General features: G+C 58.6%; 13 protein-coding genes. 4 read left to right on the forward strand and 9 right to left on the reverse strand.

Annotation, left to right across the window (positions count from 1 at the left end; translation table 11 throughout):
- Window position 1: 1 nt before the first annotated feature.
- The 9 genes from pyrE to nadA form a co-directional block, all read right to left on the reverse strand.
- Window positions 2-640 (reverse strand): orotate phosphoribosyltransferase, encoded by a 639-nt coding sequence (pyrE, locus tag SOR61_RS09865; protein ID WP_320612490.1) that lies wholly within the window; start codon window positions 638-640, stop codon window positions 2-4.
- Between the two features lie 14 nt (window positions 641-654).
- Window positions 655-1,353, reverse strand: coding sequence for an orotidine-5'-phosphate decarboxylase (gene pyrF, locus SOR61_RS09870; protein WP_320612491.1), 699 nt, complete (start codon window positions 1,351-1,353; stop codon window positions 655-657).
- On the reverse strand, window positions 1,338-2,264 hold the full coding sequence (locus SOR61_RS09875) for a dihydroorotate dehydrogenase (RefSeq protein WP_320612492.1): 927 nt from the start codon (window positions 2,262-2,264) through the stop codon (window positions 1,338-1,340). The genes pyrF and SOR61_RS09875 overlap by 16 nt, the downstream gene beginning before the upstream one ends.
- Window positions 2,258-2,989 (reverse strand): dihydroorotate dehydrogenase electron transfer subunit, encoded by a 732-nt coding sequence (locus SOR61_RS09880; protein WP_320612493.1) that lies wholly within the window; start codon window positions 2,987-2,989, stop codon window positions 2,258-2,260. Before SOR61_RS09880 ends, SOR61_RS09875 begins: the two co-directional genes overlap by 7 nt.
- Window positions 2,986-4,266 carry a dihydroorotase gene (locus SOR61_RS09885; protein WP_320612494.1) on the reverse strand — a complete coding sequence of 427 codons (1,281 nt, stop codon included), beginning with the start codon at window positions 4,264-4,266 and terminating at the stop codon, window positions 2,986-2,988. The genes SOR61_RS09880 and SOR61_RS09885 overlap by 4 nt, the downstream gene beginning before the upstream one ends.
- A 260-nt stretch (window positions 4,267-4,526) precedes the next feature.
- Window positions 4,527-5,057 (reverse strand): transcription repressor NadR, encoded by a 531-nt coding sequence (locus SOR61_RS09890; RefSeq protein WP_320612495.1) that lies wholly within the window; start codon window positions 5,055-5,057, stop codon window positions 4,527-4,529.
- Between the two features lie 36 nt (window positions 5,058-5,093).
- Window positions 5,094-5,957, reverse strand: a complete 864-nt coding sequence (gene nadC, locus SOR61_RS09895; protein WP_320612496.1) for a carboxylating nicotinate-nucleotide diphosphorylase — start codon at window positions 5,955-5,957, stop codon at window positions 5,094-5,096.
- A gap of 17 nt (window positions 5,958-5,974) precedes the next feature.
- Window positions 5,975-7,162 carry an L-aspartate oxidase gene (locus tag SOR61_RS09900; protein ID WP_320612497.1) on the reverse strand — a complete coding sequence of 396 codons (1,188 nt, stop codon included), beginning with the start codon at window positions 7,160-7,162 and terminating at the stop codon, window positions 5,975-5,977.
- Window positions 7,163-7,196: 34 nt separating this feature from the next.
- Complete coding sequence (nadA, locus tag SOR61_RS09905; protein WP_407066536.1) at window positions 7,197-8,126, reverse strand: quinolinate synthase NadA; 930 nt, start codon at window positions 8,124-8,126, stop codon at window positions 7,197-7,199.
- A gap of 210 nt (window positions 8,127-8,336) precedes the next feature.
- On the opposite strand from nadA, the gene SOR61_RS09910 reads away from it, so the two are divergent.
- From SOR61_RS09910 to SOR61_RS09925, 4 genes are all read left to right on the forward strand, one after another.
- Window positions 8,337-9,212, forward strand: coding sequence for a LysR family transcriptional regulator (locus tag SOR61_RS09910; protein WP_320612498.1), 876 nt, complete (start codon window positions 8,337-8,339; stop codon window positions 9,210-9,212).
- 123 nt (window positions 9,213-9,335) lie between these two features.
- Window positions 9,336-10,478: a cysteine desulfurase family protein gene (locus SOR61_RS09915; RefSeq protein WP_320612499.1), complete on the forward strand. Its 1,143-nt coding sequence runs from the start codon at window positions 9,336-9,338 to the stop codon at window positions 10,476-10,478.
- A 219-nt stretch (window positions 10,479-10,697) separates the two neighbouring features.
- Window positions 10,698-11,711 carry a hypothetical protein gene (locus SOR61_RS09920; protein WP_320612500.1) on the forward strand — a complete coding sequence of 338 codons (1,014 nt, stop codon included), beginning with the start codon at window positions 10,698-10,700 and terminating at the stop codon, window positions 11,709-11,711.
- On the forward strand, window positions 11,711-12,412 hold the full coding sequence (locus tag SOR61_RS09925) for a hypothetical protein (protein ID WP_320612501.1): 702 nt from the start codon (window positions 11,711-11,713) through the stop codon (window positions 12,410-12,412). The genes SOR61_RS09920 and SOR61_RS09925 overlap by 1 nt, the downstream gene beginning before the upstream one ends.
- Window positions 12,413-12,627: the final 215 nt, after the last annotated feature.

The raw sequence follows: 12,627 nt of genomic DNA on the forward strand, positions 1-12,627 counted from the left end.
CTCAGCCCTTCTTTCCGATCCAGCTCTCGTCGGAAGGATCGTTCCGGAAGGCGATGAGCCGTGCCTGGTCCTCCGGACGGATGTAGCCTTCCTGGGCGGCTACCGTGGCTACAGTGTCCAGGTCGGTAAGGCTCACGTTCTTCACCTGGGCCTGGGCCAGACGGTCCACGCTCTTCTTCATGCCGTAGGTAAAGATGCTCACGATGCCCAGGACCTCAGCCCCGGCCTGCCGCAGCACGTCCACCACTTCCAGCACGCTCCCGCCGGTGGAGATGAGGTCCTCTACCACCACCACCTTTTCGCCGGGGGTGAGCTTGCCTTCGATCTGGTTCTTCCGGCCGTGATCCTTGGCACCGGAACGGACATAACCCATGGGCAGCTCCAGCAGGTGGGCGGTGATGGCAGCGTGGGCGATACCAGCGGTGCTGGTGCCCATGAGGGCCTCTGCCTCAGGATAGTGCTCCTTCACCAGCGCAGCCAGACCGGTCTCTACGTCCAGGCGGACCTGGTGGTCAGAGAGGGTCAGGCGGTTGTCGCAGTAAATGGGGCTCTTAATGCCGCTGGCCCAGGTAAAGGGCTCGTCCGGGCGGAGAAACACCGCCTGGATCTTCAACAAATCCTTTGCAATCTTGGTCTTCATGAATGATATCCTCCTTATCCCACGAACTCACGAACGCATCTCTCATAGGCTTCCACCGGGTCTGCTGCCCCGGTGATGGGACGGCCTACCACGATATAATCGGAGCCGATCTCCTTGGCCTGGGCCGGGGTGGTCACCCGCACCTGGTCGCCCTTGTCCCCGTCGGCAAACCGGATGCCAGGGGTCACGGTCACAAACCCGTCACCGCAGGTGGCATGGACCTTCCCCGCCTCCATGGGGGAGCACACTACGCCGTCCAGCCCTGCCTTGGCAGCGTTGTCAGCGTAGTGCATGACGGTCTTGTCCATGGGCTGGTCGATGAGCAGCTCCTCCTGCATCCGCTCCTGGCTGGTGGAGGTGAGCTGGGTCACTGCGATCACCAGGGGGCGAGTGCCGTCAGGACGGGTCACTCCTTCCAAAGCGCCCTCCATCATGGCCCGGGTGCCTGCGGCGTGGAGATTCACCATGTCCACGTCCAGACGGGAGAGCACGGCCATGGCCTTCTTCACCGTGTTGGGAATGTCATGGAGCTTCAGGTCCAGAAAGATCTTGTGGCCCCGGGCTTTGATCTCCCGGACGATGGCCGGACCCTCTGCGTAAAAGAGCTCCATCCCGATCTTCACATAGGGCTTCTTCCCGGAAAACTTGTCCAGGAAGGCCAGGGTCTCTTCCTTGCTGCTGAAATCACAGGCGATAATTACATCTTTTCCCATCCGTGGGCACCTCCAATGATATCCTTTAAATTCTCGATTCCCAGGCGCTCCATGACGCCGGGAAGGGTGTCAATGATCGTTTTGCAGGCGTAGGGGTCCACCAGGTTGGCTGCCCCCACCTGCACGGCGGTGGCGCCAGCCAGCATCATCTCGATGACGTCCTCCGCCTTCTGGATGCCGCCCATTCCTATGATGGGCAGCTTCACCGCTTCGTAAACCTGCCAAACCATCCGCAGGGCCACCGGGAACACCGCCGGGCCGGACAGGCCGCCGGTGGTGTTGGCCAGGATGGGCGCCCGCTTTTTCAGGTCCAGCCGCATCCCCATAAGGGTGTTGATGAGGCTCAGGCCGTCTGCGCCCCCCTCCTCGCAGGCCTTTGCGATGGAAACAATGTCTGTGACATTGGGAGAAAGCTTAATGTAAACCGGCTTCTTGCACACCCCTTTCACCGCCCGGGTCACGTCGTAGACCATGTTGGGGTCGGTGCCGAAGCTCATGCCCCCGTGGTGGACGTTGGGACAGCTGACGTTCACTTCGATGATGTCGGTGTGCGGGGAAGCATCCGCCTTGGCGCAGCACTCCACATACTCGTCCATGGAAAAGCCGCTGATGTTGGCCAGGATGGGCTTATGATAGACCTCCCGCAGCCGGGGCAGCTCCTCTGCCAGCACCTTGTCGATGCCCGGGTTCTGGAGGCCCACAGCGTTGAGCATTCCGCCGGGGGTCTCTGCGATGCGGGGGGCGGGATTGCCAAACCGGGGCTCCCGGGTGGTTCCCTTCACGCTGATGCCGCCCAGGCAGTTGATGTCGTACCACTGGGTGAACTCATAGCCGAACCCGAAGGTCCCGCTGGCGGGAATCACCGGGTTATCCAGCTGGATCCCGCTGAGGCTGACCGCTGTCTTTACCATATGATCTCCTCCCTTTCCAGAACGGGGCCCTCCCGGCAGATCCGCTTGTTGCCGTACTTGGTCTTGCAGGTGCAGCCCATACAGGCGCCGAAGCCGCAGCCCATCCGCTCCTCAAAGCTCAGCTGACCGGAGGTCACTGCCTTGCCGTCGATGGCCCGCAGCATGGGCTCCGGACCGCAGGTGTAAAAGTAGGTGTAACCCTCAGAGGGCATAGCGTCGGTGACAAAGCCCTTCACGCCCAGAGAACCGTCCGCAGTCGCCACGGTTACCGGAACCCCCAGGGCAGAGAATTCCTCTTTCAGGAAACATTCCTCTCCCCGGTTAAAGCCCAGGATCACCGAGGGCTCCTTCCCCTGGGCCAGCAGATGCCTGGCCAGGGCGTACATGGGGGGCACGCCGGCTCCGCCGCCAATGAGCAGGGGACGCTGACCGGACTTGGACAGGTCATAGCCGTTGCCCAGACCGGTGAGCAGATCCAGGGCCTGGCCGGGGACCATCCGGCTCATCTGGGCGGTGCCCTCCCCTACTACCTTATAAATAATGGTAAGCTGGCTTTCGTTCCAGTCGCACACCGAGATGGGGCGGCGCAGGAACTTGCCCTCCAGGGCGATGTTCACAAACTGCCCCGAGGCGGTGATGGCCGTGGTGTCCCCTTCCAGCACCATGCGGAAGGCGGCCGGGGCCAGTTCTTCGTTGGAAACGATGGTAAACAGACACTTCTTCACCGTGTGCTCCCTCCTTCTGCCTGCCAGGCGATCTCTCCCCCGGCCAGGGTCAGCAGGCACCGTCCGAACACCGTCCGCCCGGTAAAGGGGGTGCTCTTCCCCATGGAGAGGAAGTCTGCCGGGTCCACAGGATAGGATGCCTCCAGATCAAAGACCGTCAGGTCAGCTGCCGCCCCTTCTTCTACCGGGGAGCCGATGCCAAACCGCTTGGCCGGGTTGGTATACATGACATCGATCAGTTTCTCCAGGGTCAGGATGCCGGGGCGCACCAGCTCGGTGTACAGCACCGGGAAGGCGGTCTCCAGCCCTACGATACCATAAAAGCTCTTTTCCAGTCCCCGGCTCTTCTCCTCGGCGGAGTGGGGTGCGTGGTCGGTGGCTACCATGTCCACCGTCCCGTCCAGGATGCCTGCCAGCAGGGCCTGCCGGTCCTCCTCGCTGCGGATGGGGGGATTCATCTTAAAGCGGCCGTCCTCCTGGAGCATACTGTCGTTCATCACCAGGTAGTGAGGGGTGGTCTCGCAGGTCACGTCCAGTCCCTCCGCCTTTGCCTTGCGGATGAGCTCCACCGTCTCCTTGGTGGAGACGTGGCAGACGTGGTAGGCGCAGCCGGTCTCCCGCACCAGGTCCAGGTCCCGCTCCACCTGCTTCCACTCGCTGGCGGAGGGATTCCCCCGGTGGCCGTGGGCCTTGGCGTAGGCCCCGTCATGGATGTAGCCTCCCTGGATGAGGCTCTCATCCTCGCAGTGGGCTACGATGAGCTGGCCCAGGGCCTTGGCCCGCAGCATAGCCTGCTTCATCATCTCCGGGTTCTGGACCCCTTTGCCGTCGTCGGAGAAGGCCACCACGTGGGGGGCCATCTCTTCCAGGGCGGCCAGCTCCTGTCCCTTCTCCTCTACGGTGATGGCTCCGTAGGGATAGACGTGGATCACGCTATCCTTCTCAATGCAGGCCAGCTCCTCCTGGAGGTGGGCCAGAGAATCCGGCACCGGCTTCAGGTTGGGCATGGGGCACACAGAGGTAAAGCCCCCCCGGGCCGCCGCCCGGGTCCCCGTGCCGATGGTCTCTTTGTACGAAAAACCCGGCTCACGCAGATGTACATGCACATCCACGAAACCGGGAAACAATACGCCTTTATCCAATTCAATCACATGGGCACCGGAAACAACGGGAGCTTCCTTGGAAAGGGAAACAATACGTCCATCCTCCACGAGAACAGACATCTGCTCCGCTGTGCCCTTGCGAAACACAGTCACATGATTCAAGAGAATCTTCATTCTTGTATTCCTCCCACAGTCAGCAATGGCTTTTCTCACTGCATTTTTAGTATGGTACCAGATTCGAAGGTTTCTGTCAATTCCCAATTTCCTTCTCTCTGTCCATGCTTCCGGTTTCCCCGTATTTTCAGAATTTTTTCACAGGAAAACCGTAAATTTCAATTGAAAACAAAGAAAAATCAAAATTATCTCCCAATATAATTTCTCTGCAAAAGGCCCTGAAAGAACGGTTTTCTATTCTTTCAGGGCCTTCCTTCCGGTTACGGGTCGTCCTGCGCCGCCGGGCCGGAGACCAGGATCCCCTGGGCCCGCAGGGCCTGCTCGATGAGGTCCAGGGTTTCCTGGGAATCTGCCTCGATCAGATGAGAATGATCGTTGCCGGTGATGTTCTTCAGGGGCCGGGATTTCCCCTCACGGATCTCCCCCAGAAAGTCCATCACCTGCCGCCGGGATGCGATCCCCAGAGGGGCCTCCAGCCGGCCGTACACCTTGTGCTGGATGGTGACGTTCACCACCTTACCGCCCAGGTCCACGATGGTGAGAAGCTCTCCTTCCAGTTCCTCGTCCGTGTGGTTTACCCGGAACTCCCGCTGGGCCATCACCGGCGCCTGCAAAAGATACCCCCGGTTGGTGGAGAGAATGGCGTGGCCCGCCGCCCGGATGAGGGCAATGTCCTGGACGATCACCTGCCGGCTCACCGCGTACTGCTCCGCCAGGCGGGACCCCGGCACCGGGCCCCGGCTGTTCTTAATCTCATTTAAAATCTGCGTTCTCCGCTCTGCAACCGTCATAGGAGACCGACCCTCCCTTTCTTCCCGTCATGGGCCTTACCGCCCTTTCTCCACCGGATGGAGATGTTTCAGGGAAATGTCCAGAATGGGTGCGGAGTGGGTCAGCGCACCGCTGGAAATGTAGTCCACTCCCACGGAGACCAGCCGCGCAATGTTCTCCCGGGTCACGTTGCCGGAGCACTCAGTCTCCGCCCGTCCGTCGATGAGGGCCACAGCCTGGCCCATCTCCTCCACGGTCATGTTGTCCAGCATGATGATATCTGCCCCGGCCTCCACGGCCTCCTTCACCATGTCCAGGTTCTCTACCTCTACCTCTATCTTCCGTATAAAGGGGGCGTAGGCCCGGGCCATCTCCACCGCGCGGGTCACGCTGCCGGCGGCCCCAATGTGGTTGTCCTTCAAGAGGACCCCGTCGGACAGATTGTACCGGTGGTTATAGCCGCCACCCACCCGCACGGCGTACTTTTCAAAGATCCGCATGTTGGGGGTGGTCTTTCTGGTGTCCAGGAGCCTGGTGCGGCTGCCCTCCAGCAGGTCGGCCACCGAACGGGTGTAGGTGGCGATCCCGCTCATCCGCTGCAAATAGTTGAGGGCCACCCGCTCCCCGGACAGGAGCACCCGGATATCCCCCCGGACGGTGCCCATCTTCTGGCCCCGGGTCACCCGGTCTCCGTCCTGGCAGAAAAAGGTCACCTGGACCGTATCATCCAGCAGCTGGAACACCCGGCGGAAGACAGACAGGCCTGCGATCACGCCGTCCTGCTTGCAGATGAGGTCCACTTCCCCCTCCACTGCCGCCGGCATGACCGCGTTGGTGGTCACGTCCTCGCTGGAAATATCTTCCCGCAGGGCTTCCATAATCAGATGGTCGGCCTGCAATTTCATCGTATTCTGGTTCATAGCCTCTCCTTTCCCTCTTACACCGCCTGGACCTGATGCATCCGCTGGCTCTCCTTGATCTTACCCGCAGCCCGCTTGGCAAAGACCATGCTCTCCAGGAGCGAGTTGCTGGCCAGACGGTTGGCCCCGTGGACCCCGTTGCAGCTGGTCTCGCCCACGGCAAACAGACGGCGCATGGAGGTCTGGCTGTTCTGGTCCACCCAGATGCCCCCCATAAAATAGTGCTGGGCCGGGACCACAGGAATGGGCTCCCGGGTCACATCATACCCCTCCTCCAGACACCGCTGGTAGATGTTGGGGAAGTGCTTCAAAATGGTCTCCCGTCCCAGGTTCTCCATCGAGAGCCAGACGTGCTCTGTGCCATCCTTCTCCATCTGTTCCCGGACGGCCTTGGTGACCACATCCCGGGGCTGGAGCTCATCCACGAACCGCTCTTTCTGCTTATTGTAGAGCACAGCCCCCTCGCCCCGCACCGACTCGGAGATGAGGAAGCGGCGGCCGGGTTTCTTGGAATACAGGGTGGTGGGATGGATCTGCACATAGTCCAGGTGCTCCAGACGAATCCCATGGGCCTTGGCCACCCGCAGAGCGTCCCCGGTGAGGTGGGGGAAGTTGGTGGAGTGGGCATACAGCCCGCCGATGCCACCGGTGGCTAAAATGGTGTAGGCCGCCAAAATGGTCTCCCGCTCCCCCTGGGGGGTCTCCACCACGATACCGGCGCAGCCGCCGTTTTCTTCCACAATATCCACCATGGTGGTGTGCTCCAGAATGGTCACGTTGGGCAGCTCCCGCACCCGGGCCAGGAGCTTGCTGGTGATCTCCTGGCCGGTGATGTCCTCGTGAAAGAGGATGCGGGGCCGGGAATGGGCCCCCTCCCGGGTAAAGACAAAGTCCCCGTTCTCCTTGGCAAACTCCACGCCGTAGCCCACCAGATCCCGGATCACATCCTGAGACCCCCGGATCATAATGTCCACGGATTCCTTCCGGTTCTCATAGTGTCCGGCCTTCATGGTGTCCTCAAAATAGCTGTCGTAATCCTCCTCGTCCCGCAGCACGCAAATCCCTCCCTGGGCCAGGTAGGAGTCGCTGCTCTCTGCGTCCGACTTGGTGATCATCAAAATATCCTTGTCCCGGGGCAGGTTCAGGGCGCTGTACAGACCAGCCACCCCGGTGCCCACAATGACGACCTCTGCTCGTTTCTTCATCTCTGCATCTGCTTCCTTTCTTCCCGGGGACCCATTATTTCCCCAGGGTCATCATCCGGTCCAGGGGCACGCAGGACTGCACCCGCAGGTCCTCCGGCAGCTCCACCTGGTTCTCCCCGGTCTTAAGGACATGAAGGACCTTCTCCAGGGTGATCCGCTTCATGTCAGTGCACACCGGCTCCGGCTGAAGGAAATAGAAGGTCTTATCCGGGTTTTCCTTCTCCAGCTGGTGGCGCACTCCGTTCTCCGTGCAGATAATAAAGGATGTCCCGCTGCTCTTCCGGGCGTAGTCAATGATGCCCGTGGTGCTGCCCACGTAGTCGGACAGGTCCAGCACAGACCGGGGACACTCCGGATGGGTCAGCACCTCCGCCTGGGGATGGGCCGCCTTGCACTGTTTTAAGGCCTCCGCCGCCATCTTATCGTGGATGGGACAGTAGCCCTCATTAAAGACAAAATGCTTCTCCGGCACCTGTTGGGCCACGTAGTGGGCCAGGTTCCGGTCGGGAATGAAAAAGATATTCTTGTTGGGCAGGGCCCGCACGATCTTCACCGCGTTGGAGGAGGTGACGCACACGTCAGCGTGGGTCTTGAGTTCCGCGGTGGAGTTGATGTAGCACACCACCGCCAGGTCCTCATATTTTTCCCGCATCCGGGCGATGGTCTCTCCGTCCGCCATGTGGGCCATGGGACAGTCCGCCTCGGGGTCGGGCATGAGCACCGTCTTCTCCGGGTTGAGCACCTTGGCGCTCTCCCCCATAAAGGACACCCCGCAGAACACAATGGTCTGCTCCGGCCGGGCCACCGCCTCCTTGCTCAGGTTGAAAGAATCGCCCACCACGTCTGCGATCTCCTGGATCTCAGGGGCGACGTAATAGTGGGCAAGAATCACTGCGTTCTTTTCTTTTTTCAGCTGTTGGATCTCTTCTGCCATGGTCATCGCTGCTTCTCTCCTCTGCGCCATGATTGCGGCTCCAGGCCGCGTTTTTTCATTGCCGGTCATTATAACACACAGTTTTACATATGACAAGACACATGTCGCTTTATTCTGTTTTTTTCTTCTTTTTCCCGGCTTCTTCCCGGAAAAAACAAAATTCCTGTTTGACTTTTCTCCAAAAGTATTGCAGAATCTATACCATAAGATAAGACTGTCCTTATGAAAGGATGCCCTGTTATGCTGAATAAAAAGATCGAGTACTTCATTACCCTGGCCGAGTGCCTCAGCTTTACCCAGGCCGCTGCGGCCCACTCCGTCTCTCAGACCGCCATCAGCCAGTACATCGCCTCCCTGGAAGGCAAGCTCCAGGTCCGTCTCTTTAACCGCAACGCCCACTCCGTCTCCCTCACCGACGCGGGCAAGTTCTTCTATGAGCGGGCCACCTTCATGCTCCGCTACTACGACGACACCAAAAAGCGGCTCATCGCCATCCAGGAGCAGTACAGCGGCTATGTCAAGGTGGGCATCGGCATGTACGAATACCGCCGCACCGAGGACTTCTTCTCCCGCTTCCTCATCGCCCACCCGGAGATCAAGGTGGACATCTTCCAGTACACCTACGGCGCCCTCACGGAAAAGCTCAAGTCCGGGGAACTGGATGTGATCCTAGCCAACGTCCTGTGCGAGGACGCCTTCTCCAAGGAAGACATCCTCTCCCGGCCCATGTTTGAGTCCTCCAACTATCTGGTGGCAGAAAAGGCGATTGCAGAAAAGTATCCCAAAAACGACGCCGTCTCCATGCTCCAGAACGAATGTCTCATCACCAACTGCGAAAACTCCGGCCCCAACTCCATGGATATGCTCCGGGAGATGCTCCTGCGGGAGTTTGGCGTAGTCCCCGACCGCTTCGCCCAGACCAACAGTACCAACGCCCAGCTCCTCATGGTCCGGGCCCGCCACGGGGTGGCCATCGTCCCGGATCTGCTCTACGACGCCGGGGACAGCGACCTGGTGCGCATCAAGATGAACATGGGAGATATGACCCGCTACGACATGATGCGTCTGGCCACCAACAACAACCCTGCCGCCCAGCTCCTCATGGAGTTCCAGTGATCCCAGCACCAAACGCCCCCGTCCCTACCACCCAGGGACGGGGGCTTATCTTGACTTTTTCCCCAAGACTCATTAGAATAAATAAGATTTTGACTACACCATCCCGAAAGAGGGTTTCTCTCTATGAACACCATTTATCTGGACCACGCTGCCACCACCCCGGTCCTCCCCGAAGCCGCCCAGGCCGCCCTGGAGGCCATGACCCAGGGGTACGGCAACCCCTCCTCCCTCCACTTCCTGGGAACCCAGGCCGCCAAGGCCCTCACGGACCACCGGGCCCAGGTGGCCGACGCCCTGGGCTGCGCCCCCGAAGAAGTCTTCTTCACCTCCTGCGGCACAGAGGGGGACAACTGGGCCATCTCCATGGCCGCCCATCTGGGCCGCCACAAGGGCAAGCACATCATCACCACCGCCATCGAGCACTCTGCCGTGCTGGAACCCTGCAAGGCCCTGGAGCAGCAGGGGTACTCCGTCACCTATCTCCGGCCGGACCGCAGCGGACACGTCTCCCTCACCGACCTGGAAGAAGCCCTGCGGCCGGACACCGTCCTGGTCTCCATGATGCTGGTCAACAACGAGACCGGAGCCGTCCAGCCGGTGGCCCAGGCCGCCCAGCTGCTGAAAGCCAAACAATCCGCCGCCCTCCTCCACACCGACGCAGTGCAGGGCTTTTTGAAGCTTCCCTTCACCCCCAAGACCCTGGGCGCTGACCTCGTCACCATCAGCGGCCATAAGATCGGGGCCCCCAAGGGCATCGGCGCCCTGTACATCCGCAAAGGCCTCCGGGCGCTCCCCCTGATCCGGGGCGGCGGACAGGAGCAGGGCCTGCGCTCGGGTACGGAACCCACCGCGCAGATCGCCGCCTTTGCCGCAGCCTGCCGCCTGGGGAAGGAAGAACTGACCCGGCACATGGACCATCTGAAGCAGCTGAGCGCCTACGCCCGGGAGACTCTCCCCGCCGCAGTCCAGGGCCTGGTGCTGGTCTCTCCTGACGACGCCCCCCACATCTGTGCCCTCTCCCTGCCTGGCTATCCCAGCCAGGTGGCGGTGCGCTACCTCAGCGACCAGGGCATCTGCGTCTCCTCCGGCTCCGCCTGCCACCGGGGCAAGGCCAGCCATGTGTACACCGCCATGAACCTCCCCAAGCCCACCAGAGACGGGATGCTCCGCATCTCCTTTGGTCCCTCCAACACGAAAGAGGACATTGACCAGCTGGCCCAGGCCCTGCGCTCTGTCACGGAGCACCTGGTGGCCGCCGGACGCTGAACCATACCCTTGCAAAGACAGCCCCCTGGCTAAGCCAGGGGGCTGTTCTTGAATGGTATCACTTTACACCTGAGCTCACAAAGTGATATACTATATTAATTGAACAAGTATATCCAACTCATCACAATGATTACCTATTCACTAAAAGGAAAGAATCTTTTGTAGAACAGCGAATGAACGTTTTATGACTCACGTCTATACGAGAAACAGGAGGAATTTATGGTATCCCCCAAGGCACCGAAAAAAGTGTTTTCTGATTGGAAAGCGGCAGCTCAAAAAGGAGTTTCCAGCATTGACGTCGATGCAATCAAAGATAAAGCAGCGGAAGCTACCAGCACCTTGATCGAAAAAGGCGGTGAATTCAAAGAGGCAACAGCCGCTGTAAAAGATAGTATCAAGGAGAAACTCACTGAGCTGGATCGTATGCTTCAGGAGTCCATCACAGAGTACAATGACGTTTACACCATCATGAACGATAAGGGTTTGCAGCTTTACATTGAGCGTTGCCGCTCGCTCGATGTGATTTCCTTGGTTGAAAGTTTGGTCAACAGCATTGCCCATCGCCCGAAAACTTTTGATACAGAATTTGAAGAAATTTCTGTCTGCCGCAAAAAATTTACAGAATCACGGGACTTCGCCGACCGGCAACTACAAGAAGCCCGAAAAACAGTGGCCAATGCAGGTGCCGGCCTTGCTGCAGGCGCATCCGTTGCGTTCATGGCCCCTACTGCTGCGATGTGGATAGCCACTACCTTCGGCACTGCCTCTACCGGAGCCGCGATCTCAACACTCTCCGGTGCAGCCGCAACCAACGCTGCGCTGGCCTGGTTGGGCGGCGGTGCCCTTACAGCAGGCGGCGGAATGGCTGCTGGAAGGGCATTGCTTGCTCTTGCCGGTCCAGTCGGATGGTCGATCGCCGGGGCAACACTCCTATCCTCTATTCTGATCTTCACATCAAAAAAAGCCAAGCTGAACAAGCAAAAGAACGAAGAAATCCAAGCCGTCAAAAAGAACACCGAGTCCGTTCGTGAGTTAGACGCTAAAATTAGCCTACTCTTAAGAGAGACCGCAGAAATCCGTAGCCAACTAAATGATATGCTGATGCAATCGCTTCCCCTGTTTGGCTCAGACTATCTGACGCTCGACGATTCGCAAAAGCAGCTCTTAGGCGCGCTTGTAAATAACACGAGAGCGCTGTCTGCCATGTTTGAAAGAACGGTCGGTGAATCATAATGAATTGGCATCTTCCGCATTATGCAAAGCAGTTTACACTTGAGCAACTCATGCAAGCGCCCGCTGGAGAAAAACTCCAGCAGGCAGTAAAGCTTATCCAATCCATGCAGGAACACGCAACTGCTTTATCCGAAAAGGAGGAAGCAGCAAGTGTAACAGGTGTGAAGGCAGCAACCGTTCTTACCCTTGCTGTATTGAAGAAAATCGCAAGCGGAAAAAGTCCATCTTCTTTCTGTACAGAGGATTGGAAAGAGCTTATCCACGCCGTATCGGAATCTGTTATCCTCCGAAATGATCAAACATACAGCGTTCTCGTCTTTCAGTTGTATGAAAAGTACATACGCGGCTCCGCCGTAATGATCTCAAGATGTACCTCTCAAAAAACCATTGAGTCAATCAAAAAACTGGCTGACGAACTGCATGACAAGGAAATTCTGTTTAAGCATGAGGATCTCACGGAGGTGGACTATATAGAAGATTGCCTGTGGATCTCCCTTGACGCTATGATCAAGCTGATCGCCTCTGCCGCATCTATGTTCTGCGGGCAACAGGCCTCCGAATTCGCACAGGCACTTGCCTCTTGTGCGTTTGAGTATGGTCGGTTGATGCTCTACCGAAAAGAGCAGACGCTGATCAACCAGTTCATTGCCTCTTGCAAGGGCTGCCGGAGTGAAGGAAACAGAGACACTTTTGTCTATTGAAACCATCGATACTTTTTTCCTTGATTGAGTTTCATTGCAGTACGTATAAAAACGCAAAACGCCGAACCCTGAGAGTGAACTGCTCCAAATTGTGCGGACAGTACAAAAAGCGCCCTGGTAGGAAAAATAAGTTTTAGGTGGAGAGGCGCCGCGCCAGCGGTGCCTCTCCGGTTTTTAACTGGATACGTTCATAGTTATAAAAGTGGATATAGCGG

The organism is Evtepia sp. (genome assembly GCF_034090835.1).
In the GTDB taxonomy this organism is placed as follows: domain Bacteria; phylum Bacillota; class Clostridia; order Oscillospirales; family Oscillospiraceae; genus Evtepia.